This is a genomic window from Pseudarthrobacter sp. NPDC058329, from assembly GCF_042879835.1.
Taxonomy (GTDB): Bacteria; Actinomycetota; Actinomycetes; order Actinomycetales; family Micrococcaceae; genus Arthrobacter.
The window spans coordinates 51967-75412 of the sequence record NZ_JBHVZR010000014.1; the positions used below are offsets into that span (position 1 = coordinate 51967).

A 23446-nucleotide genomic window follows, 5' to 3' on the forward strand; every position below is an offset into this window, starting at 1 on the left:
CCCTCCGGATTTCGGAGGTGCCTGTTGCGAAGGGCGTGCCGGCCCGGCGGACGGAAGTTTATTGGCAGCTCAGGCTGCGGCGAGCTCCTCCTGGGTTGCCTTTTCGCGCGCTTCGGTGAGGTACCGGGCGTAAGCGGGGAGGGTCAGGAAGGACGGGAAGTCCTGGGCCAGGGTGACTTCCTCAAAGATGTCGCGGGCGTCTTCGAAGCGGTCGCCGTCGAACCGTTCCAGCCGGGCGAACTCCTCGTCCAGCAGTTCCTCGATCCAGTGGTGGGTGATGATCTCGCCGTGGTCGGTGATGGCCCGGGCGTAAATCCACTGCCAGAGCTGGGAACGGGAGATTTCGGCGGTGGCGGCGTCTTCCATGAGGTTGTGGATGGCCACCGCGCCGTTGCCGCGCAGCCAGGATTCGATGTAGCGGATCCCCACTTCGATGTTGTTCCGGATGCCCTGCTCCGTGATGGTCCCTTCGGTGGCGGCCACGTTGATAAGGGCGCGGTCGTCGGGGGTGACGTCCTCCCGGGTGCGGTCCAGCTGGTTGGGCTTGTCGCCGAGGATGCCGTCAAACACTTCGCGGCAGACCGGCACGAGGTCGGGGTGGGCCACCCAGGAGCCGTCGAAGCCGTCGTTGGCTTCGCGGGTCTTGTCCGCGCGGACCTTTTCGAAGGCGTTGGCGTTCGCTTCGGGGTCCTTGCGGTTGGGGACGGCCGCTGCCATGCCGCCGATGGCCATGGCGCCGCGCTTGTGGCAGGCCCGGACGAGTTGTTCGGTGTAGGCGCGCATGAAGGGTGCGGTCATGGTCACCTGGCCGCGGTCCGGCAGCACGAACCGGGGGCCTCGGGTGCGGAAGTTCTTGATCAGCGAAAAGATGTAGTCCCACCGCCCGGCGTTCAGGCCGGCGGCGTGGTCGCGCAGTTCGTAGAGGATTTCCTCCATTTCGAAGGCCGCGGTGATGGTTTCGATCAGCACGGTCGCGCGGATGGTGCCCTGCGGGATGCCGAGCAGGTCCTGGGCGAGGATGAAGATGTCGTTCCAAAGCCGGGCTTCGAGGTGGTTCTCGATCTTGGGCAGGTAGAAGTAGGGGCCTTTGCCCTGGGCCAGGAGGCGGCGGGCATTGTGGAAGAAGTACAAGCCGAAGTCCACGATGCCGCCGGCTACGGGGGTGCCGTCGATGAGCATGTGCTTTTCGGGCAGGTGCCAGCCGCGGGGGCGGACCACGATGGTGGGCAGCTCACCTGCGGGGCGGAGCTTGTATTCCTTGCCCTCAGGAGAAGTGAAGTCGATCCGGCGTTCCAGCGCGTCGGTGAGGTTCAGCTGGCCCTTGATGACGTTGCGCCAGGTGGGGGTGGAGGAGTCCTCCATGTCCGCCAGCCACACCTTCGCGCCGGAGTTTAGGGCGTTGATGGTCATTTTCTGGTCCACCGGCCCGGTAATCTCCACCCGCCGGTCCTCCAGCCCCGGCGCCGGGGGAGCGACCCGCCAGGACGGGTCGTCGCGAATGTGCTCGGTCTCGCGGAGGAACCGGGGATCAGCGCCGGCGGCGATCCCGGCCCGCCGGGTCCGCCGTGCCTGCAGCAGTTCCTGCCGACGCTCGGCAGTGGCCCGGTGCAGCCTGGCGATGAAGGCCAGCGCATCAGGAGTAAGGACCTCATCCTGCCGGCAAATCGGTTGGGCCGTGAGGGTGATTCCATTGATGGTGAAGCTGTCAGTAAAGGTGTTCATCTGAAGTCTCCTTAAAGACGAAAAGGGAAGGTCGACGGCGGCAAGCGGCAGAGTGGCGACTGAGGCACGAGGCCGAAGGAGCCGGTAACGCGGCAGCCTGCGTAAAAGGGGCCCTGTGCCCGCCCCCGACCGAGTTCTACGAGGTCCTGGGGCGGGCATGGGGAATAGCAGGCCGAGCGATGCCGGTCCGAAGGCCGGACGGAATAGCCGCCGTCGTAAGTTACTAGTGGAATTGGCCCTCTTCGGTCGATCCGACCAGAGCGAGGGTGGATGCGTTCGGGTTGAGCGCGGTGGCGATGTCGTCGAAGTAGCCGGTGCCGACTTCGCGCTGGTGCTTGGTTGCGGTGTAGCCGCGGGATTCGGAGGCGAATTCCTTTTCCTGGAGTTCGACGTAGGCGCTCATGCCTTCCCGGGCGTAGCCGTGGGCGAGGTCGAACATCGAGTAGTTCAGGGCGTGGAAGCCGGCCAGGGTGATGAACTGGAACGTGAAGCCCATGGCGCCGAGTTCACGCTGGAACTTCGCGATGGTGGCGTCGTCCAGGTGCTTGCGCCAGTTGAACGACGGCGAGCAGTTGTAGGAGAGCATCTGGTCCGGAAACTCGGCCTTGACGGCCTCGGCGAACTTGCGGGCCAGCTCCAGGTCCGGGGTGCCGGTTTCCATCCAGATCAGGTCCGAGTAGGGGGCGTAGGCCTTGGCCCGGGCGATGCAGGGTTCGATGCCGTTGCGGACCTTGTAGAAGCCCTCGGCAGTGCGTTCACCGGTGATGAACTCCTTGTCACGTTCGTCCACATCAGAAGTGATCAGGGTAGCCGCCTCGGCGTCGGTACGGGCGATGACCACGGACGGCGTGCCGGCGACGTCGGCTGCCAGGCGGGCGGCGTTCAGGGTTCGGACGTGCTGCTGGGTGGGGATCAGGACCTTGCCGCCGAGATGCCCGCACTTCTTCTCCGAGGCGAGCTGGTCCTCCCAGTGCACACCCGAGGCGCCGGCCTGGATCATGGATTTCATGAGCTCGTAGGCGTTCAGCGGGCCGCCGAAGCCGGCCTCGGCGTCAGCAACGATCGGGACCATCCAGTCCTCGACCGTTTGGACGCCCTCGGCGAATTCGATCTGGTCGGCGCGGAGCAGGGCGTTGTTGATCCGGCGGACCACGGTGGGTACCGAGTTGGCGGGGTAGAGGGACTGGTCCGGGTAGGTGTGGCCGGAGTTGTTCGCATCCGCAGCCACCTGCCAGCCCGAAAGGTAGATAGCGCGAAGGCCGGCCTTGACCTGCTGCACGGCCTGGTTGCCGGTCAGCGCACCGAGGGCGTTGGTGTATTCGCCGGTCTTGTGCTCTTCGGTGAGCTGCTTCCACAGCTTCTCGGAGCCGCGTCGGGCCAGGGTGTGTTCTTCGGAGACGCGGCCGCGGAGACGGACGACGTCGGAGGCTGAGTAGTCCCGGGTCACACCTTCCCAGCGGGGATTGGCGGCCCACTCAAGCTCCAGGGCTCCCGCCTGCTCTTCGGGCGTCTGCTGGCTAGGCTCAAATGCTGCAGTCATCGTTGATCTCCTTGATTGAGCTCCGGTCGTGAGCCCGGCCGGGCTGCGTCGTTGCAGTTCCGGCCGGCTGTCCCGGTGCGGTGTTTCTTTCCGTGTTCACTACTTTTCTGCATTTACAACCGGCTTTCTAGATAAAAAGTCTGGAAAGAAACGCACTTCTTCACGTATTCTTCAAAAATGTCGCCTTCAAGCTGGAACAGGGAAGTTTCCCAGCCGCCGTCTCCCGGGACCGCAGCGGAACTGGACGTCATCTCACTGGGCCGCCGCGTGCGCCACCTCCGCAAACAGGCGGGGCTTACCCTGGAAGGCCTGAGCGCCGCCGTCGGGACAGCACCAAGCCAGCTGAGCCTGATCGAAAATGGAAAGCGGGAACCCAAGCTCGGTCTCCTCCAGCATCTGGCGTCCGCGCTCAACGTGAGCATCGATCAACTGCTCGGGGCTGAACCTCCCAGCCGCCGGGCCGCCCTGGAGATCGAGCTCGAGCGGTACCAGCGCGGACCCCTCTACGAGTCCTTGAACCTGCCCAAAATCCGCATCAGCTCACGGCTTCCGCTGGATGTGCTGGAAGCCCAGGTGGGGCTCCTGCACGAGCTGGAACGCAAGTTGAACGAGCAGGTGGCCACGCCGGAAGAAGCCCGCCGGGCGAACGGTGAACTGCGTGCCATGATGCGCGAGCGAGGCAACTACTTCCCGGAGTACGAAGCTGAGGCGCTGAAGGTCCTCAAAGGGGTGGGCTACACCACGGGGCCGCTGAGCCAGCACGTCATCGCGGACATCGCCGAAAACCTCGGCTTCAGCCTCCACCACGTGGGTGACTTGCCGCATTCCACCCGCTCTGTCACCGATTTGAAGAACCGCAGAATTTACCTGACCCAGAGCCAGCGGCAGGACCACGACCCCCGATCGGTGCTGCTGCAGGCGCTCGGCCACTATGTTCTGGGGCATGAGACGCCCAAGAATTACGGCGACTTCCTCGCCCAGCGCGTGGCCACCAACTATTTCGCTGCGGCCCTTCTCCTCCCTGAGCAGGCAACCGTCGAATTTCTGCAGAAAGCCAAGGCTGCGAAGGAGATCGCGGTTGAGGATATCCGGGACGCGTTTGCCGTTTCCTATGAGACTGCGGCCCACCGCTTCACCAACCTGGCCACCAAGCATCTTGGCATCACCACACATTTCCAGAAGACGCACCAGAGCGGGATCATCTACAAGGCGTATGAGAACGACGGCGTGAACTTTCCGCAGGACCATACCGGCGCCATCGAAGGGCAGCCGTCGTGCAAGGCCTGGACGTCGCGGGCAGTGTTTGATGTGCCGGACAAGTTCAGCGCCTACAGCCAGTACACAGACACGCCGTCCGGAACCTACTGGTGCACCGCCCGCACCGAACGTTCCGCGAGCGGCGAGTTTTCGCTCAGCATCGGGGTGCCGTACCAGCATGTGAAGTGGTTCCGCGGGCGGGAGACGACGGCGCGGGCTACTTCAAATTGCCCGGATCCCACCTGCTGCAAACGCCCGCCTGAGTCCTTGACGTCCGAGTGGGCCGGGAACGCCTGGCCGTCCGCCCGGGCCCATTCGCACCTGCTGGCCGCCATGCCGCCGGGCGCCTTCCCGGGCGTGGACGAAACCGAGGTGTACAGCTTCCTGCAGGCCCACTCCGGGTCCTAGACGGTTTTTCACTTCCTGCTGCTTTTCCCTTAACGCTCTTCCAGTCGGTGCGAGAGCGTTTCGGTAAAAGGTGCAGAAAGTGAGAGAGCGTCGCCGGGTCAGCCGTGCAGCGCGCGGTACGCGTCCGCTGCCGCAGGGTGCAGCGGGAGGCCTGCCGTGTTGATGAGGGATTCCGGGCTGAGGAACTGCACCCCCAGGCTGGACTGCGGAATGAGCTCGTCAGCGTGACCCACCAGGAGCTCCACAGTCCGCTTCACGGAGGTATCCTCCAGGTCAGTCCGGCACAGCAACAGGTTGGTCACACCGACTGTCCATACCGCGGGCAGGCCTTCGTAAGCTCCGGCCGGAATCAGCACGCGGTCGTAGAAAGCGCCATACTTTGCACGCAGCGAAGGAAGCAGCACGGAGAGATCCAGGAAATTGAGCCCCACGTCGCTATGGGCGGCAGCGATGGCGGCTGTAGGAACACCACCGGACCAGAACAACGCCTCCACAGATCCCTCGCGGAGCGCTGTCAGGCCGTCGTTGAGTCCCAGGTTCACAACGGTGACCGCCTGTCCGCCGGGGCCCGTGGAACCTGCGTAGCCGTCGGCTGAACTGAGCCCGGCCGCTTCGAGCAGGCGTGGCGTCGTCAGGGAAGTTCCCGAACCGGGCTCGCCCGCAGCTACTGCCCTGCCGGCCAGGTCGGGGATGGTGAGGATGCCGCTGGCCTTTCGGACCACGCAGTGGACGTAGTTTTCGTAGACCCTGCCAAGAGCTGAAATTCCGGCACTCGGTGCGCTCCTGTCCGCTGAGCTTTGCGCTGCGGCATCGGCGAGGGCGACGGCGAATGTGGCCCGCCCGCTCAGGAGGTGTTCAAGGTTGTCCAGGCTGCCCCCGGTGGTAAGCGCCGCGGCATGGCGGGCCACGCCGTTGCGCTGCAGGGATGCGGCAAGCAGGGTGGCGAATTCGAGGTAAAAACCGCCGGGTTCACCCCCTGCAACGGTGATGGAGTCCGGCCGGCCGTCCACGGTGCAGGCGCCAAGCGCAGGCATCATCAGAACTGCCAACCCTGCGGCAACACCGGCCGTGAGGGCCTCGCGCCGCGACAGTTGGATTGACATCAGGTCACGCATGCGGTGCTCCCTTGGTATCAGGGGCGTGAAATTCGGGGGCGCGCGGAAACTCAAGGGAAGCCGCCAAGCCGTGGGGTTGTGCCTCGGCAAGCAGGAGGCGCCCTCCGTTGGCGACGGCCAGCTTCTCCACAATGGTCATGCCCAGGCCGGTGCCGCTGACGCCCCTGTGCTGCGGCGAGCGCCAAAACCTGTGGGTGGCGGCCGCCCGCTCTTCGGCCGAAAGTCCGGGGCCGTCGTCGGACACTTCGATCACCACGGTGCCGCCGCGCCCGCGGACGGCAACTGAGATGTGTGCAGGACCGGCGTACTTGACGGCGTTGTTCAGCAGTTCTCCCACCATCTGCGCAAGGTGGTCCCGGTTGCAGGCAATGGGCGTGGAGGGCCGGGGCGGACTGCCGAGGATGACGGAGGCCCCGGCAAGCCGTGCGGCAGGTCCGGCCCGTTCGGCTATGTCCTGCACGACGGCGAAGGGATCAATGGGTGCCTGACTTCCCTGTGGAGGCGTCTTGAAAGTAGTGCCGGCGGAGTCTTCGGCGGCCCGGTGTTCGGCCGCCGCCAGCCTGAGGACACCGTCAAGGATTTCTTCCACCCGCTCAAGCTCAGTCACCACGGCGGATGCAGCAGCCTGCTCCCGGGCTGTTTTCAGCTCCAGCTGCAGCAGGTCGATCCGCAGCCGCAGGGCGCCCACGGGATTACGCAGTTCATGCGAAGTGTCAGCAATGAGCTGGCGCTGGGCCTCGATGCTGTCGCTGACGCTTTGCGCCATCGCGGTGAACGAGCGGGTCAGCTCCCTCAGCTCCGGCGGTCCCTCCGCCGGCAGCCGGCTGCTTCGACCGGTGGTTTCAAGCTCCGCGACAGCGGCGTTGAGGCGGTGGACCGGGCGAAGCACCCAGCGGGTCACCTGGCCGGCTCCGATGAGGAGCATGGCCGTGAGGGCGGCGGCGGCAAGTCCGACGGCGAGCCAGCGTTCGCGCAGTTTCTGCCGGGCCGCGTCCTGGTTGACCTCCAGGACGGCGGCACCGAGTACCTGGCTGGCGCTGCCGAAGGAACGGGAAATGACGTCGGAACCGGTCCCGAACGGTTGCAACGGGTCCAGGCTTGTGTCACTGAGGTTCAGGTTTGCCCGGGCCAGCGCGTCCTTCACGTCCGCCCTGTCCTCGCTCAGGCCGCCGGACCGCAGGGTGCCGTTCTGGAGCCGGACCAGGATGCCCTCCCCATAGAGCTCGGAGTATCTGTCCATTTCGGCCTGAAGCTGGGTGGAATCGCCGCCTTCAGTCCCGGCGTCGAACGCCACCTGCGCAAGCCTGTTGAGGGCTGCCGCCCTGTTGATCTGGAGTTCCTGGGTGAGTTCCCGGCTGGCCGAAGCCAGGATAGTGTTGGAAGCGATGAGCACCAGCAGGACGGCCAGGATGCTCAGGACCCCGAGGACGCGGAGCTTCACGCAGGATCCGCCTCTACCCGGTAGCCAACCCCACGGACGTTGATGATGAAGCCCGGCAATTGGAGCTTTGACCTCAGGCCCGTCAGATGCACGTCCAGGGACCGGGAAGAGGCAACGAACGCGTCGCCCCACAGCGCGTCCAGAATCTGTTCCCGTGTGACCACTGACCCTGCGTGGCCGGCCAGGAGCGCGAGCAGATCGAATTCGGTGGGGGTCAGGGGAAGGGCCTGCTGACCGAGGACGGCCACCCTGCGCTCGAGGTCCACTTCGAGTTCTCCCAGCACGATGCTCCGCTGCCTGGTGTCACTGGCCCGGCCCGTCCGGCGGGTGACAGCTTCAATTCTGGCGAGGAGTTCCACCAGCTTCACGGGCTTGACGAGGTAATCGTCGGCTCCCGAGCGCAGTCCCAGCACCACGCTGCGTTCGTCGTCGCGGGCGGTGAGGATCAGGATGGGAACGGGGGTGACCTGGCGGAGCTTGCGCAGTACCTCGAGGCCGTCCATATCCGGAAGGCCCAGGTCCAGCAGGATGACCTCGAACCGCCGGTGTTCCAGGAGTGCGTCGGCACCGCGGGAAACCCTGCTGGACGTGTGCCCGGCGGACACCACGGCCGCATCCAGGGCGGACGCCATGGCGTCGTCGTCCTCGACGATGAGCACCTTCATTGCCAGTTCCTGTCCCGTTTTGACCCCGCGAAATTCCTTTCCTGCCTTTGGAGGTTACCGCGTCCGCCGGATTTCAGCCCCGCCCCGGCGTCCGTCCGGCACCAGGGCCCGAAGTGAAAACCTAAGGAAGTGTTAGGAAATCGCCTTCCGCTTGGGATGTGCCTTGGCTCACGAATAGCTTTGGTGGGGTCCTCCGGCTTCCAGGGGACGTCAACGTCGAGGAGGAACCATGAGCAATGCTGCCATGGAGAGCACAGCAGTCAGGCCGCAGCGTACAGTGGGGGCCGCGCAGCCAAGGAAGGTTCAGCGATGAGCACCCAGCAAACCACAGCCGTGAGCGAGGCAGCCCAGACGCGCCGGGCGGTGAGCAATATCCTCAAGGGCTCGGCCGGCAACCTGGTCGAGTGGTACGACCTGTACGTTTACACGGTCTTTGCCGCCTACTTCCAGTCCCATTTTTTCAACTCCAAGGATGACCTTCAGGCCGGTCTGGAGGCAATGGCCGTCTTCTCGACGTCGTTCCTGATGCGGCCCATCGGGGCATGGTTCTTCGGCCGCTACGCCGACCGCAAGGGCCGCAAGGCGGCGTTGACCCTCAGCGTCACCCTGATGTCCGCCGGCTCCTTCGCCATCGCGATCCTGCCCACCACCCAGCAAGTGGGAGTTTGGGCACTGGTCCTGCTCATCCTGATCCGCCTGGTCCAGGGCTTTTCGGTGGGCGGCGAGTACGGCACCAGTGCCACCTACATGTCCGAGGCCGCAACGTCCAAGCGCCGTGGCTTCTTCTCCAGCTTCCAGTACGTCACGCTCGTTGGCGGACAGATGCTGGCCCTGCTGGTCCTGGTGATCCTGCAGAACGCCATGCCGGATGAGGCCCTCACCGAGTGGGGCTGGCGGATTCCCTTCGCACTGGGCGGCGTCGCAGCGCTGGTGGTCCTTTGGCTGCGGCGTTCCATGGAAGAGACCGTTTCCCAGGAACAGGTACAGGCCGCCAAAACGCCGGCCGCGGCAGGCGTTGCCCAGCCCGGCACCATGAAGTTGCTGTTCACGCAGTACTGGAAGCCGCTGCTGATCTGCATCGGCGTCACGCTTGGCGGCACGGTGGCGTTCTACACCTACACCAACTTCATCCTGAAGTTCATGAACGATACGTCCGGCATCGCCAAGACCGACACGTCCGTGATCAACTTCTGGGCGCTGTTCATCTTTATGCTCCTGCAGCCCGTGTACGGCATCATCTCGGACAAGGTGGGCCGCAAGCCCCTGCTGCTCTGGTTCGGGATCACGGGGGTCCTGTTCACCTGGCCGCTGCTCTCCACGCTGTCCAACACCAAGGATTCCTTCACGGCCTTCCTGCTGATGCTTGGTGGCCTGCTGATCGTGGGCGGTTACACCTCCATCAACGCACTGGTGAAGGCTGAACTGTTCCCGGCCTCCATCCGTGCCCTAGGCGTCGGCCTGGGCTACGCGATTGCCAACTCGCTGTTCGGTGGCACGGTCCCGCTCATCGGAGCCGCACTGCAGAAGGCCGAGCGGGTGGACCTGTTCTTCACCTACGTCACGGTGGCCATTGCCATCTCGCTGGTGGTTTACATCTTCGCGCTGAAGAACAAGAAAGCCACCCACCTGGACCGCGAGCAGGGCGACGCCTGGAACCGTCCCTCCAAGGACGGCGACAAGGAAAGCGACAAAGACAAGGACCTGCTGGGCGTCTAACGCCCGGTAACAAAGGGAGGATACGACGGCGGGTGGCCACCCGCCGTCGTACCCGTCCTGGTGGGAGGGGGCACCGGTGAGACCCAAATGAGTGCAAAGCGTGACCGTACCGGCATCGCCTGATGCCCCCCGCCGCTGCTTCACTGGGAGGAGGCGGATTCCCGCCGCGGTATGCCGGGGGAGGCAGCAGAGGTGTTTCGTTTTCAGCGGACGATGGCGTTGGGTGCTGTGATGGGACTGGCGGCGTGTGCAGCCCCGGCGGCGCCGGAATTACTCACTGCCCACGGCGTGGAACGCGCCTCGGCGGACCGTGGGGCCTACCCGGACGAACTGGCCTCGTTCCGGGACTCCGCACTGAGGCTCGGCGACGCCCTCCTGGCCAGCGATCAGGGGAACGTCATCGCATCGCCGGGGAGCCTGCTGATTGCCCTGGCCATGTTGCGGGCCGGGGCATCGGGGGAGGCTGCCGCGGAAATCGATGCCGTGCTGGGCCTTCCGGAGACGGACCGGGACGAGGCCATGAATGCGCTGCTCGCGTCCCTGGAAGAGTACGACGGCGACCCCGGCTCCGTGGACGAGGACAACCCGCCTGCCAAACCGCTGGTGCATACTGCCAACGGACTGTTTGTGGACAAAAACGTCCCCACCGGCGGGGGCTACCTCGATACGCTCGCGAAGCACTACGGGACGGGTGTGCACCCCGTCGATTTCCGGGACGAGGCTCTCACCAAACCCGCGATCGATGCATGGGTCAGCCGGCATACAGGCGGCCGGATCAAGAAAGCGCCGGCTCCCTACGACCGCGACAACACCTTCAGCCTGCTCAACGCCGTTTATTTTGCTGGCGCCTGGGACGTTCCGTTCAGCGCGGGGACTACTTTCGATGCACCGTTCGCCACCCCGGATGGCGTGGTTGATGTCCCCATGATGCACGGCATGCAGGAGGTTGCCTACGCCGAGGGCGCCGGCTGGCAGGCCGTTGACCTTCCGTACGGTGAGGGTTTTGTGATGCGGCTTGTGCTTCCCGCCGAGGATTCCGACGGCGGTGCCGGCGGCCTCAAAGCCGACCGGCTGGCCGAGGTGGCACGTGCCCTGGACGCTGCGGACCCCGAGGACGTTGACTTGGCATTGCCCACGTGGGACCACAAAAGCCACTTCGACGTGCGCGCCATCCTGGAACAGCTTGGACTGCGGGAGACATTGAGTACCACCACCGATTTCGACGCGATCCAGCCGGGGCTGATGATCACCCAGGCTGCACAGGACGCCAACATCACCGTGGCGGAGAAAGGGACCGTGGCCGCCGCCGTCACCCAGATCAACGGCATGGCCACAAGCATCCAGCCGGAGCCGGCACAGTCCATCAGCTTCGACCGGCCGTTTCAGTACCAGATTGTGCACGTCGGGACCGGCCTGCCGCTGTTTATGGGGAAGGTCGCGGACCCGCGCTAGGCTAGGCCGCGCCGCCCTGCCAGAGCGCATCAAACGGCGCACCCGAGGCCACGCGGTTGCGGATTCCCTCGGTGACGAAGGCCTTTGCCGTGCGGGCGGCCTCCAGCGGCGTGGCGCCCTTGGCCAGTTCTGCAGTCACCGCCGCAGCAAGCGAGCACCCGGCACCGGATACCGCCACCTCGCCCACCTTCTGCTCGCGGAGGACTTCGAGGGTTTCACCGTCATAGAAAACGTCGACGGCGTCAGGGCCTTCCAGCCTCACGCCGCCCTTGGCGAGCACCGCGGCTCCGCTCAACTCGTGGATGCGCACGGCTGCGGCCTTCAGCGACTCCACGTCCGTGATTGCCAGGCCGGAAAGGGATTCCGCTTCGAAGTGGTTCGGCGTGACGAACGTTGCCAAGGGCAGGATCTGCGCCTTCAGTGCCTGATCGGTGTCCAGTGCGTGCCCGGGCTCCTGGCCCTTGCAGATGAGCACCGGGTCCAGGACAACGTTGCGGAATTGGCTGGCTGCCAGCGCGCCGGCCACGGTGCTGATGGTGGCCGGGCTGCCCAGCATGCCGATCTTCACGGTTTCCAGTACGGACGGTGCACCGGACTCCCGCCCGTAGGCCGCCGTCGTCGCCTCCAGCTGGTCCGCAATCACCTGCTGGTCCATCGGCACGAAGCGGTGGTTCCAGCTGTCATTCGGGTTGAAGGACACGATGCAGGTCAAGTTGGCGATGCCAAAAACGCCGAGCTCCTGAAAGGTCTTCAGGTCGGCCTGGGCGCCGGCGCCGCCGGTGGCCTCAGAGCCTGCGATCGTCAGGACGACGGCGGGAGCGGCAGCGGACGACTGGACGTCAGCGGAAACAGAAGTCATGGCACTATCCTGCCATCCGGCGTCGCCCGCCCGCTTTGTGTGTCTGAACAGCGCAGGCCATTGAAGCGTGGTCAGGGCTCCAGGGTCAGCTGCCGGCACTGCTCCGTGGCCTTGTTCAGCTGGTTGCTAACAGCGCGGGTCATGACCTGCCCTTGGCGATCTGCTGTAGTGCCCGGCCCAATTCAGGCTGACTGTAGACAAAACCTGCGTCCAACAGCTTCTGCGGCTGGACCCAGCGGCTTTTCAGGACCAGTTCGGTTTCTGTCCGGATCAGTCTGGCGCCCAGCCGCAGCAGCCACGCCGGCGTGGGAACTCCGAACCGGGCGCGGTAGGCACGCCGGACCATGCGCATCAGTTCGCGGTTGTCCACCACGTCCGGTGACGAAACATTGACCGGGCCGGCGATGTCCTTCCGGGCATGCACAAAGCGCACGGTCCGGTAGAGGTCCTCTACGTGGATCCAGCTGAATTTCTGTGTGCCAGGGCCCATGCGGCCTCCGAGTCCCAAGCGTGCCAAGGTGGCAAAGGGCCGCAATGCGCCGCCGCCCGGGCCCAGAACGATGGCGATCCGGAGCGGGATCTTTCGTGTCGCAGGTGTATCGGCCGCTTCCAGCTCCGTCTCCCAGGCGCGGGCCACGTCTACCGAGAAGCCGGTCCCCAGCTCGCCGTCGCGTTCTGTCTGGGGGCCGTCCAAGGCGTAGCGGTAGATGGTGCCCGTGCTCGCGTTCAGCCAGGTCGACGGCGGCTGGCGGCAGAGAGCCAGAGCCCGGCCGAGTGCCGCCGTGGTTGCGACCCGCGACTCCAGAATGCTTGCCTTGTTCTTGGCGTTGTAGCGGCAGGAGACGGAGCGTCCGGCGAGGTTGACGAGAAGTTCGGCACCGTCGATCACCCGGGCCAGCCCGGCGTCGTCGTCATCCCACGTGACTGAGGGCGAGCTCTTGGCGCCCTTGCGGCTGATGGTGCGGACGGTCCAGCCGTCCTGCTCAAAACGCTGCCGGAAGTACCTGCCGATGAAACCGGAAGCTCCGGCCAGGACCACCGTTCGAGTGCTGCTCATCTTTTCCCCCATTGTTGTTTCTGGTGTTTAGCTGCGGACGCTGCGGCTCAAGCTGAGGACGTCGTCCAATATTTTGCCCACCCCGGGAATCCGCGCCAGCGAGAGTCCCCGTGTGATCAAGGGGACGGATCCGTCCACCAGGCGCCGGGTCCGCTGCTGCCCTTCTGACGTGTCGTAGACCCAGAAGAGGGTGATGCCCATGTAATAAAGCCACAGCAGTTCAGGCAGGTCGGCGCGCAGCTTCTTCGGTGCCGCGGGTTTAGCTCCGTCAACCGCCGCGCGGAAGATACTCAGGGAAGCCTCGCGTGCTGTCGTTGAGCCGGCAGCAAAGGGGTTCACCGGGGAAGTGGGACGGATGGCCGTGGCCACGAAATCGGCACCAAACCGGTGGTAGGGAGCCATAACGTCCAGGCCGGCGTGAAGGACGGTTTTGAGGCGCGCGGACAGATCGCCGGAATCATGGAGTTCCTCGGCTGCCTTGGCCGCATGCTCTGCCTGCACCTGAAGGTAGAGCTCGTGGACCAGATCGTCCTTTGAGGCGAAGTAGTAGTAGGCGTTGCCAACCGAGATTCCGGCTTCCCCGGCGATGGCGCGCATGGTGGTCTTCGCGAAGCCGATTTCACGGAACATCCTGAGGGCAACGTCCGCCACCAGCTGGCGTGTCTGCTCGCTCTTGGTCACTTGAAGGCTCCTGGAGTTTGAACGTGTTCAATAAGGTATTTCATAAATTGAACGCGTTCAGTTCCGTGCGCACATCCCGGTCTTTTTGCTGCTGCAGTTCAATGGGAGAATTGGGCGGACAGTGCTAATACAGCCGGCGGCCGGTACCATCCCGTGCGCCGAGCGAACCACTATGAATGGACTCCCATGCCCTCAGCCCCAGGCCACAACGCCCTGCCCGAAACAACCCCGTCAGGCGGCGCGGCCAAGTTCGCCTCGATAGGGTCCCCGTACTTCGGGATCATGCTGGCATCCATGGCAGTGGTGCTGATCCTGTCCAATATCGGCGCGTCCAAGGGCGTAGCCATCGGGCCAATCATCACCGACGGCGGTTTCTTCCTCTTTCCCCTGGCGTACATTTTGGGCGACGTCATCAGTGAGGTCTATGGGTTCAAGGTGGCCCGCAAGGCTATTCTGACCACCTTCGCTCTGTCTGTCTTCGCATCCCTCTGCTACTGGGTGATCATTGCCCTGCCCGGCTTCGACGACGAGTTCGGAACGACCAAGCAGGCCGCCCTGGAAGGCGCACTGGGCCCCGTCCCGCAGATTGTGCTGGCTTCGCTGCTTGCCTTCCTCGCAGGGCAGACCATCAACTCGTGGATCCTTGTCAGGATGAAGGCCCGTTCGGGGGAGAAGTCCCTGTGGGCGCGCCTGATGGGTTCTTCAGGTGCCGGCGAGTTCGTGGACACCCTCATCTTCTGCAGCATCGCGGCGTCTGTCATCGGCATCACCGACTTCGGAACTTTCGTGAACTACGTGGTGGTGGGCTTCGTCTACAAAACCCTGGTGGAGTTCATCCTCGTGCCTGTCACATCCCTGGTCATCGGCTGGATCAAGAAGCGCGAGCCGAGCTACGGCGTCGTCCCCGCGCCCGCGGCTTGAGCAGCCTTCGCCGGCCCCTGCTGCCCGACTCGACGGTTCCCTGCTCACTCGACGTTCGAGATCGTCGCGTGCGCAGGGAACCGTCGAAACGGCGGTGCTTAGCCGTGTTCCGCGCCCTGCGCCAGCGCCCGCAGCACGCGGTACTTGAACTCGGCCTCGTTGAAAAGGTCCTTCCACTCGATCCGGAGAAACGTCCAGCCTTCCTCCATTAGCGCTTTCTCTCGCCGGCGTTCCTCGAACAGGACCTCATTGGTGGGCCGGTACTCGAAGTACTTTGACTTGCCATCAAATTCAAGGGCAACCTTGCGTTCCGGCCAGGCGAAGTCCAGCCGGTGCCGTCCCAGTGGCGTGTGAACTTCGAACTGCGGTACGGGGAGCTCGATTTTGAGCCTCACGAGCAGTTCCCGGGTGAGGCTCTCGCCGGCTGACTCTGAACGGGGGTCGGCAAGTTCAAGGGCCCGGCGCAGTGCCACCACTCCGTTGCGGCCTGCCAACGCGGCGCACTGACTCCTTAGGAGCTGCAAATCTGCGCCCAGCCTGGCAGCGTGATCCACCAGGATCACCGACTGGCGGAGATTGAACATAAGGCAGCAGTCCACCACCGTTCGCTCCAACGAGGTGCACGGCAAGCCCTCTACAAAGGCAAGGTCCCGGCTACTAAGGCTCCTGGTGTGGGCAACGACTCCACGCCCGTGTGAGATCTTGGACGGGCGGCCCGATTGGGTCAAGTGCACCAGGTCATCGACGTCCCACAGGTGAAGCCGCCGCAAGCTGGCACCCGAGGTGTGGCTGTAAACAAAGCCGCCCGTCGACGTCGTTCTGGTTCCGTGCGCATGGGCGTGGATGATTTGGCGACGGCGTCCGGCGGCTTTCAAAGCTGTCCACCAGGCGCTGCGGGCGTAGCAACCACGCCGCACACGGAGCAGCGTCCCTTCGCGGACCAGTGCCGCGATGGCCCGGGAGTTCAGCCCCTGTTCGAGAAGTTCCTCCGTCCGCCAGAGGTTTGCCGACGAAGGAAGGGCAGCAAGTGTGGTCATGGCTACACAATCCCCGGGCGGAAGTCAGCCGCCCAGGGCCGGACACCGCTATGTGGACAAGCCCGTTTCGACGGTTCCCTGCGCACGCGGTGCTGCGGAACGTCGAGCGCGCAGGGAACCGTCGAAACGGCGCCTGGGCACCATCCTGCCCGCCGCCCCATTCCAGGAATTACGACGGCGGGGTCACGCTAGGAGTAGTACTGCCCCAGCGTCTCGGCCTTGAACTCGAAGAAGGTGCCGGCCTCGATGGCCAGGCGGGCGTCGTCCACCATCTTCACCACGAAACGCTCATTGTGGATGGAGATCAGCGTGGCGGACAGCATCTCCTTGGCCTTGAACAGGTGGTGGATGTACGCCCGGGAGTAGTGGGTGCAGGTGTAGCAGCCGCAGCCGTCCTGGAGGGGTCCGAAATCGCGCTTGTACTTGGCGCCGGACAGGTTGAAACGGCCCTGCGGTGTGTAAAAGGCGGAGTTCCGCGCCACCCGGGTGGGGGAGACGCAGTCGAAGGTGTCGGCGCCGTTCTCGATGGCGGTGAAAATGTCGTCCGGCTCGGAAATCCCCAACAGGTGGCGCGGTTTGTCCTCCGGCAGCTCCTCGTTGCACCAGCGCACAATGGTGCCCAGGTTCTCCTTTTCCAGCGCCCCGCCAATGCCGAACCCGTCGAACGGCATGGCACCCAGATCCCGGCAGGCCTTCCGCCGCAGGTCCTCGTACTGCGCGCCCTGGATGACCCCGAACAGGGCCTGGTACGGCTTGCCCACCCGGGACGAGGTGAGCCGGAAGTGCTCCTCGATGCAGCGCAGTGCCCACAGCCGGGTGCGCTCCAGCGATTCCTCCTGGTAGCCGCGCGAGTTCTGCAGCGTGGTCAGCTCATCGAAGGCGAACATGATGTCCGCACCGATCTGGTGCTGGACCTGCATCGAGATCTCAGGGGAGAAGCGGTGCTTATCGCCGTTCAGGTGCGATTTGAACCAAACGCCGTCATCGTCGATGTGCGCCAGGCGTTCCTTGCCGGGGGCGACGGCGTCATCCGGCCCGGAAGCGTCCACCGACTTCATGTCGATGACCTTCTTGAACCCAGAGCCCAGGCTCATCACCTGGAACCCGCCGGAGTCCGTGAAAGTGGGCCCGGACCAGTTCATGAACGCGCCAAGGCCGCCCGCCTCGTCCAGGATGTCCGCGCCCGGCTGCAGGTACAGGTGGTAGGCGTTGGCCAGCAGGGCCTGGGCCCCGAGGTCCGCCATGGACTCGGGCAGCACTGCCTTGACCGTGGCTTTGGTCCCGACGGCGATGAACGCCGGAGTCTGGATCTCACCGTGGGGGGTGGTGATGGTGCCGGTGCGCCCCAGGAACTGGCCGCCGTTGGCCGCCGCCTGGGCAGCCGAGGGCCCGCAGGACTCCGCAAGGCGGGTACCCACCCGGAACCCGAACTCAGACTGCCGCGCCGCTGCACCCGGCGCAGCCTCGCCGGGGGACGACGGCTGGAAGCCAGTGGCAGTCGGGGCGGCAGAAGGGGAAGGAACAGAAGCAGGGTTGGCTGGCACCGTACCAGTGTGCCAGCAATCGCGCAGGTCCCTCAGCTCACCGGTTCGGATGTGGGGTAGTTCTCAGCGCGCCACGAGTCCCAGGATTCGCGGATCGAGTCGAGCCTGCCGGCACCCAGGCCGTACGTCGAGGCGATGACCAGGGACCCGCCGTCGGGCCGGACGTCCTCAATGGCAAGCTGGTCGGCCACTACGAGCAGGCCGTCACCATGGTCCGCGTAGCTGTGGACCGTCAGTCCCACCTGATGGTTGGTCCGGTACCAGACCTTTCCGGAGATTTCCTCGCCCGTGCCCAGGGTCAGCCGGTAGTCGTCACCACGCGCCGGGAGCTCGGCCAGACCGAGTTTTTCGATCGCCGAGCCGGGTCCGCCCGGTAGTTGCAGGAACAGTGTATGGCGCTTGCCGTGCGGGTGGCGTTCCAGTGCGAAGCGGAGCTGCTGCAGGAACGTGAGCCAGCCCTGGGTGATGTCCTCGTCCCAGGCCGCCCATTCGGAGTTGTGGTCCACCGCAGCCCGCGTCACGCTCACCAAGGTCCCTTGGGGAACCGGCCTCAGCTCGAAGATGTCACCGCCGTGGACCGTAAAGCTGGTGTGGTCCGGCGCTTCCTCGACGTCTGCCGAGAAGTAGATTTCCTTGATCTCGGCGTCCAGGTCCTCGGCCTGCCAGCCGTGCCATTCGGCGACTTTGGACGGTTCGCGCAGCATTGTCCAGACCTGCGGCGCGTCAGCATTGATCACCACGCTCAGATTGTTAGTCATAGCCCCGAATGTACAACTCCGGCCGGACGCCGGGTAGGGGTAATTTTCCTAGGCGCGGACGGCCTCGAGTTCATTGCTGATGCGGCGCTCAAGTTCGCCCTGCCCGATGGTTTCCGAACCTCCGTGCGCCCGAAGGAACAGCAGGGATTCGAGCCGCAGCAGCCGCCATTCCCGCTCGGCGTCGTGGTTGGAGTTGTCGATGGACCGGAAGATTTCCTTGTCGTACAGGTTGGGCTCGTTCAGCGAGCGCTGCCGGACCTTGGCTGCCATCCTGGCCTTGAACGGATCGGTCTCCTGGTTTTCCGGCGTGCGGATCAGCCGTTCGTACACCTCTGCCCGCTCCCGCTGGCCGTCCTGCCGGCAGATGTAGCTGGACAGCGCCAGGGACGCCTCCACAGACGCCCACCGGCCGGGATTCCCGTCAAAGGGCAGGACATTCAGCAGGTCCGCGACAGCCAGGGAGCCGTCCGCGTCCTTGAGGGTGATGAAGAGTTCATGCGCGAGATCGCTCAAATCCTTGAGGCAGCTGCCGGACTTGAAGTTCACGCCCTTCGCCAGGCGGTCCGCCAGCAGCAGCACTCCCGTGGCGTCCGGGTGGGCTTCCGATGCGGCTTCCACCACCGATTCCGGCGTACCTTGTGGAGCCGGAATCAGCGCGAGCTCCTCCTCGCTGGCGCCGCTGCCGGCCGGGGGAACAGGCGGCAGGGGAGGTACGACGACGGCGGGAGCCACAGGTGCCGCAGCGGGAGTGTCGCCGGGCTGCTCCTGCCCGGCCTCCCCGGAAGGCTCCACGGGCAGCCGAAGCTGCGTGACGGCGTCGGACTCTCCGTCAGTCACCGTCACGGTGGTGCCCACGGCGATGCGCAACGTGCCGCCTCCGGCCAGGCTGGCGAGTACCAGCGCCGGGGCGCCGAAATCGTCCGGTTCCAGTTCCACCTGGTGGATCTCCGCCGTCCGTTCACCGTCGGGCAGGAGGATGTGGCTGCCGGTAGTCAGGGATCCAGCCTGCTGTTCACGATGGTGCCGGGCGGCTGGTGTTTCGGTCATGGGAGTCCTTAAGTTCTCTTGCGGTCCGCCCTACAGTCTACAAAGGAGGGTGCCGGAAGTCGGGGACGCCGGGTGCGGCCGAGGGTGTCAGAACCCCACGCCCGCGAAGGCCAGGGCCTGCCGGATGAGGCCGCCGCGTCCGCCGGTGAACTCCACCTGGACGCCGGGACTGAGCACTTCCTCGGGGGTCATCCAGGTGAGTTCCAGGGCGTCCTGGCGGGGCTCGCATTCGCCGGTCACGGGGATCACATAAGCCAGGGAGACGGCGTGTTGGCGCTCGTCGGTGAAGCCGGTCTGGGACGGCGCGGGGAAGTACTCCGCCACGGTGAAGGGCACCGGGCTGATGGGAAGTTGCGGGAACGCCAGCGGGCCGAGGTCCTTTTCCATGTGCCGGAGAAGGGCCGCGCGGATGGTTTCGCGGTAGATGACGCGGCCGGAAACAAGGGACCGGACCATGGTGCCGTCCTCGTCCGCCTGGAGAAGGGTTCCCACTTCATTGACGAAGCCCAGCGGATCCAGCCGGACCGGCACTGCCTCGACGTAAACCATGGGCAGCCGCCCGCGCGCTTCAAAGAGGTCTTCTTCGGAGAGCCAGCCGGGATTCGGGTCAGGGGTGCGCACGTTCATGGTTAAGTTCTACCCCATGGGACGCCGCTCGGAGATCCATACCGTGGCCGGCACGTGGGGCGCGGCGGCGCCCGCGTCCGGGTTGGGCACGTGGAGCGTGCTGCCAAACGCCTCCTCGGTGATGCCTGCCTCGATCCCGGCGGCGGCGAGGCGTTCCCGCAGCGGCGCCAGCCCGCCGTCGTACTCAAAGCCAAGTCCGGAGCGCGGAGTGCCCGACGCCGGACGCACCAGGAGCACCCCGCCGTTCTTGGCGGTGAAGTCGGCATTTTCGTCAGCATCCGGCACGGGCCGCGGGCGGGCGCCCACGTGCCGCAGCGTCTGCGCAGCGGACGTGGGGTCCTCCGTCAGCCAGACCCCCACGACGGCGAGGGCCGGGTCGGCGCCGCCGCCCTGGGCATCGTGGGCGGCCGGGTCAGCCAGGAAACTGAAACCGTCCGGCGCCGTGATCCTGCAGGCCTCGCCGTGGTCTGCCGCAATCATTTCCGCGGGCGTGGTTCCGTCGTCCGCCGCTGAGAGGTTGGTGCGGCGGGCGAACTCAGCTACGTCACCCACCTCCACTGCCAACGCCGTGGTCCCGTCTTCGGCTGCGCCGTCCGGCACGCCATGGAGGGCAAGGCGGCCCGAGCCGGCGTCGAACACGCGGAAGCCGCCGTCGCCCTCGGTCAGGACCAGGCCCAGGGCGCTGAGGAGCCGGTCCCAGGACTCAATGTTGGAGGTGAAGTGGAGGGGTCGGATGCGCAGCATGTCTTCTCCTTCGAAATCGTAACGGGACTTTGGTGCCATCCTGCCACGTGGTGTGCCGGGTGTCGCCGCGCTTGTGGTGCCGGTGTGCAGGAGCAGAATAGGGCCATGGCTGTTGAACTCATGGAACTGCTGGTTCCGGACGCGTCCGCCTGGCGCACCTGGCTGGAGGAAAACCACAAAACCAGCCCCGGTGTATGGCTTGTCCTGCACAAAAAGGGCGGCCAGGTCACCGAACTGGACTATGCGGCCGCGCTGGACGAGGCGCTGTGCTTCGGCTGGATCGACGGCCAGGCAAGGCGCCGGGACGGGGAAAGTTCCTTCCAGCGGATGACGCCCCGGGGACCCAAAAGCCCGTGGTCGGCACGGAACGTCACTTATGTGGCGCGGCTGGAGTCGGAGGGCCGGATGGCCGACGCCGGGTGGGCGGCGGTGAACGCAGCCAAGGAAGACGGCCGCTGGGACAAGGCCTACGAGGGACAGGCCACAGCCGAAGTCCCGGCGGACCTGGCAGCGGCCATAGCCGCGGTTCCCGCCGCCCAGGCGATGTTCGATGTCCTGACCAGGACCAACCGGTTCGCCCTGATCTACCGGACCAACTCGGTGAAGCAGGCCGCCACCCGGGAGCGGAAGATTGCCGGGTTTGTGGAGATGCTGGCCCGCGGCGAGGCGCCCTACCCGCAGAAGAAGCGCCCGCCGGCGGTGTAACAGTAATTGGGTCCCGGAGCGGTGCCGCGTAGGATTGATGGTTCAATTGCGCTGGTGCCGTTCCCCTCCCGAGGGGGACGGCATTCGTGTGTTCGGCGACGGAACGAAGAACCATGACCCGCGAATTTCCCAAACTCACCCTCCGGAATCGCCCCGGCCGGCGCTTGCCCTGGTTTGCCGCCGCAGCCGGAGTTGCCCTGGTGCTGGCCCTCTTCCTGGCGCTGTCCGGCAACATCGGCTCCGGTGCGGACGCCACTGCCGGGCGTGTCCTGGCCAGTGTTGCCGCCGCGCAGGACACGGCCCGGGAACGCACCGGCTCGTACGCTTCGCTGTGGCTGAAGGGCGAAGACCGGACGCTGGCGGACAGCGGGAAGGCCGTGGCGGCGGACGGCGCCGAGGACGTGCGCAGCATCGAATGCGGCAGTGGCTGGCTGGCAGGCGCACGCGTGGACGGCCAGGTTTACCTCCGCAGCAGCGCGGCCGACGGCGTTGGGCAGGATCCGGGCACCGTGCGGCTGCCGCCGTGCATCAGTTCCGAGGCCCGGGATTCCCTTGTCACGGATCTTGGCGTGGCGCGGACGTGGCCGGAACCTGACGCTGCAAGCCTTGAAGCCCCTGCCGGGGATCCCGGCTACCGCCCCGCCTACCACCTCACCCCGGAACAGCGGTGGATGAACGACCCCCAGCGCCCGTTCTTCCTGGACGGTCTGTGGCACTACTACTACCTTTACAACGCCGACTACCCGGAGGGGAACGGGACCGAGTGGTTCCACGCCACCAGCACCGACCTGGTCCATTGGAAGAACGAAGGCGTAGCCATCCAGAAGTTCCGCAACGGGCTCGGGGACATCGAAACCGGCACGGCCGTCGTCGATGCCGAGGGCACGGCGGGCTTTGGCAAAGGGGCAGTGGTGGCAATCCTGACCCAGCAGCACGACGGCGTCCAGCGCCAATCACTGTTCTACTCCACCGACAACGGGTACAGCTTCAGCAGCTACGACGGGAATCCGGTGATGGAAAACCCTGGTGCGGAGCACTGGCGGGATCCGCGGATTGTCCGGGACGACGCCAACAACCAGTGGCTCATGCTGCTCGCCGAAGGCCACAAGATCGGCTTCTACACCTCCAAGGACCTGTTGCAGTGGAGCTATGTGTCCGCCTTTGAACGCGACGGGCTGGGCATCCTCGAGTGCCCGGACTTCTTCCAGTTGGACGTTAACGGCGATCCCGCCCGCCGGACCTGGGTGCTGGCGGCCAGCGCCAACGGCTCGCCGGAAGGCCGGACCACCGGCCTGGCCTACTGGACCGGCGGCTGGGACGGACAGACCTTCGCCCCGGACGCCGGCGGCCACCAGTGGCTCGACGACGGCGCGGACTTCTACGCCGCCGTCACCTGGGACGATCCACGGCTGACCGACGGCCAGCGCAAAGCGTCCCGCCACGCCATCGGCTGGATGAACAACTGGGCTTACGCCCGCGGCCTGCCCACGCGGGACTGGTTCGGCGCGGCGTCCGCCGTGCGTGACATCAAGTTGGTGTCCGACGGCGGGCGGCCGGTTTTGGTTTCCACGCCCACCTCGGCGCTGGAGTCCCTGGAGGGCGCTCCGGCGCAGATCCCCGCCGGCCCTGTCGAGGAGGGCACGGGCGAGGCCCTGCCGGTTCCGGACAGCGGGGCGTTCAAGGTTGACGTGGAACTCGAAAAGCCTGCGTCCGGAACCGGTGAGGCCCGTTTGCTCCTGCAAAGTGCCGGCCAGACCTACGCCACCATGGGTTACGACTTTGCCACGGGGAAGGCCTTTGTGCTCCGGGAGGGGGACGCGGCGGCGGACGGTTCCGGCCCGGACGTGGCAGGTGATGAGGCCAGCGGCACCTACCGCCAAGTCCGCACCACGCAGGCCGGTTCAGGCGGGACCGTGCGCCTGACCGCCTACGTGGACCGCTCGTCTGTAGAGGTGTTTGTGGACGGCGGCCGGCGGACCCTCACCTCGCTCGTCTTCCCGCCGCCCGGCGGCAAGGAAGCACGGCTCACGGCGGCCGGCGGTCCCGTCAGCGTCAAGAGCGGCACGGTGACGCCCCTCGCCGCCATCCACTGACCGGTTCCTGAACCGGAAGCTAACGCCGGCAGGCTGCCGGGTGGGGAAGCCTGCACG

Annotated in this window: 20 protein-coding genes; 6 read left to right on the forward strand and 14 right to left on the reverse strand. The window is 65.7% G+C overall.

Features of this window, described 5'->3' with window-relative positions; all coding sequences use genetic code 11:
• Positions 1 to 69: 69 nt before the first annotated feature.
• A complete protein-coding gene (aceB, locus tag ACFVYC_RS16695; protein ID WP_387552321.1) occupies positions 70 to 1722 on the reverse strand; it encodes a malate synthase A in 1653 nt (550 codons plus the stop codon).
• A 223-nt stretch (positions 1723 to 1945) separates the two neighbouring features.
• Positions 1946 to 3262: an isocitrate lyase gene (aceA, locus tag ACFVYC_RS16700; RefSeq protein ID WP_387552323.1), complete on the reverse strand. Its 1317-nt coding sequence runs from the start codon at positions 3260 to 3262 to the stop codon at positions 1946 to 1948.
• Positions 3263 to 3439: 177 nt separating this feature from the next.
• Between aceA and ACFVYC_RS16705 the strand changes: the two genes are divergently transcribed.
• On the forward strand, positions 3440 to 4927 hold the full coding sequence (locus tag ACFVYC_RS16705; RefSeq protein WP_387552325.1) for a helix-turn-helix domain-containing protein: 1488 nt from the start codon (positions 3440 to 3442) through the stop codon (positions 4925 to 4927).
• Positions 4928 to 5025: 98 nt separating this feature from the next.
• On the opposite strand, the gene ACFVYC_RS16710 is transcribed toward ACFVYC_RS16705, so the two are convergent.
• The 3 genes from ACFVYC_RS16710 to ACFVYC_RS16720 are packed head-to-tail and all read right to left on the reverse strand — an operon-like array spanning position 5026 to position 8148.
• Positions 5026 to 6042 carry a TAXI family TRAP transporter solute-binding subunit gene (locus ACFVYC_RS16710; protein ID WP_387552327.1) on the reverse strand — a complete coding sequence of 339 codons (1017 nt, stop codon included), beginning with the start codon at positions 6040 to 6042 and terminating at the stop codon, positions 5026 to 5028.
• Positions 6035 to 7483, reverse strand: coding sequence for a sensor histidine kinase (locus tag ACFVYC_RS16715; protein WP_387552329.1), 1449 nt, complete (start codon positions 7481 to 7483; stop codon positions 6035 to 6037). Before ACFVYC_RS16715 ends, ACFVYC_RS16710 begins: the two co-directional genes overlap by 8 nt.
• Positions 7480 to 8148, reverse strand: a complete 669-nt coding sequence (locus tag ACFVYC_RS16720) for a response regulator transcription factor (protein ID WP_387552331.1) — start codon at positions 8146 to 8148, stop codon at positions 7480 to 7482. The genes ACFVYC_RS16715 and ACFVYC_RS16720 overlap by 4 nt, the downstream gene beginning before the upstream one ends.
• A 309-nt stretch (positions 8149 to 8457) precedes the next feature.
• Here ACFVYC_RS16720 and ACFVYC_RS16725 point away from each other — a divergent pair, with 309 nt between their 5' ends.
• Positions 8458 to 9864, forward strand: coding sequence for an MFS transporter (locus ACFVYC_RS16725; RefSeq protein ID WP_387552333.1), 1407 nt, complete (start codon positions 8458 to 8460; stop codon positions 9862 to 9864).
• 231 nt (positions 9865 to 10095) lie between these two features.
• On the forward strand, positions 10096 to 11316 hold the full coding sequence (locus ACFVYC_RS16730; protein WP_387552430.1) for a serpin family protein: 1221 nt from the start codon (positions 10096 to 10098) through the stop codon (positions 11314 to 11316).
• Between the two features lies 1 nt (position 11317).
• On the opposite strand, the gene ACFVYC_RS16735 is transcribed toward ACFVYC_RS16730, so the two are convergent.
• The 3 genes from ACFVYC_RS16735 to ACFVYC_RS16745 all read right to left on the reverse strand — a co-directional run bounded on the left by ACFVYC_RS16735 (position 11318) and on the right by ACFVYC_RS16745 (position 13913).
• Positions 11318 to 12175: a hydroxymethylpyrimidine/phosphomethylpyrimidine kinase gene (locus tag ACFVYC_RS16735; RefSeq protein WP_387552335.1), complete on the reverse strand. Its 858-nt coding sequence runs from the start codon at positions 12173 to 12175 to the stop codon at positions 11318 to 11320.
• A gap of 139 nt (positions 12176 to 12314) precedes the next feature.
• Complete coding sequence (locus ACFVYC_RS16740) at positions 12315 to 13232, reverse strand: TIGR01777 family oxidoreductase (RefSeq protein WP_387552337.1); 918 nt, start codon at positions 13230 to 13232, stop codon at positions 12315 to 12317.
• A 27-nt stretch (positions 13233 to 13259) separates the two neighbouring features.
• Complete coding sequence (locus ACFVYC_RS16745; protein ID WP_387552339.1) at positions 13260 to 13913, reverse strand: TetR/AcrR family transcriptional regulator; 654 nt, start codon at positions 13911 to 13913, stop codon at positions 13260 to 13262.
• A gap of 186 nt (positions 13914 to 14099) precedes the next feature.
• Between ACFVYC_RS16745 and ACFVYC_RS16750 the strand changes: the two genes are divergently transcribed.
• On the forward strand, positions 14100 to 14834 hold the full coding sequence (locus tag ACFVYC_RS16750; protein ID WP_387552341.1) for a queuosine precursor transporter: 735 nt from the start codon (positions 14100 to 14102) through the stop codon (positions 14832 to 14834).
• Positions 14835 to 14932: 98 nt separating this feature from the next.
• On the opposite strand, the gene ACFVYC_RS16755 is transcribed toward ACFVYC_RS16750, so the two are convergent.
• The 6 genes from ACFVYC_RS16755 to ACFVYC_RS16780 all read right to left on the reverse strand — a co-directional run bounded on the left by ACFVYC_RS16755 (position 14933) and on the right by ACFVYC_RS16780 (position 20591).
• Positions 14933 to 15871 carry a type IV toxin-antitoxin system AbiEi family antitoxin domain-containing protein gene (locus tag ACFVYC_RS16755; RefSeq protein ID WP_387552343.1) on the reverse strand — a complete coding sequence of 313 codons (939 nt, stop codon included), beginning with the start codon at positions 15869 to 15871 and terminating at the stop codon, positions 14933 to 14935.
• Positions 15872 to 16059: 188 nt separating this feature from the next.
• Positions 16060 to 17289 (reverse strand): tRNA guanosine(34) transglycosylase Tgt, encoded by a 1230-nt coding sequence (gene tgt, locus ACFVYC_RS16760; protein WP_387552432.1) that lies wholly within the window; start codon positions 17287 to 17289, stop codon positions 16060 to 16062.
• A 158-nt stretch (positions 17290 to 17447) separates the two neighbouring features.
• Entirely contained in the window at positions 17448 to 18173 is a 726-nt protein-coding gene (locus ACFVYC_RS16765) for an SRPBCC domain-containing protein (protein WP_387552345.1), read from the reverse strand.
• Between the two features lie 48 nt (positions 18174 to 18221).
• Positions 18222 to 19220, reverse strand: a complete 999-nt coding sequence (locus ACFVYC_RS16770) for a DUF6707 family protein (RefSeq protein ID WP_387552347.1) — start codon at positions 19218 to 19220, stop codon at positions 18222 to 18224.
• Between the two features lie 87 nt (positions 19221 to 19307).
• Complete coding sequence (locus ACFVYC_RS16775; protein ID WP_104043177.1) at positions 19308 to 19847, reverse strand: NUDIX hydrolase family protein; 540 nt, start codon at positions 19845 to 19847, stop codon at positions 19308 to 19310.
• A 9-nt stretch (positions 19848 to 19856) separates the two neighbouring features.
• Positions 19857 to 20591 carry a VOC family protein gene (locus tag ACFVYC_RS16780; protein WP_387552349.1) on the reverse strand — a complete coding sequence of 245 codons (735 nt, stop codon included), beginning with the start codon at positions 20589 to 20591 and terminating at the stop codon, positions 19857 to 19859.
• Between the two features lie 105 nt (positions 20592 to 20696).
• On the opposite strand from ACFVYC_RS16780, the gene ACFVYC_RS16785 reads away from it, so the two are divergent.
• Entirely contained in the window at positions 20697 to 21296 is a 600-nt protein-coding gene (locus ACFVYC_RS16785; RefSeq protein ID WP_387552351.1) for a YdeI family protein, read from the forward strand.
• Between the two features lie 113 nt (positions 21297 to 21409).
• On the forward strand, positions 21410 to 23389 hold the full coding sequence (locus tag ACFVYC_RS16790; RefSeq protein ID WP_387552353.1) for a glycoside hydrolase family 32 protein: 1980 nt from the start codon (positions 21410 to 21412) through the stop codon (positions 23387 to 23389).
• The last annotated feature ends 57 nt before the right edge of the window (positions 23390 to 23446 follow it).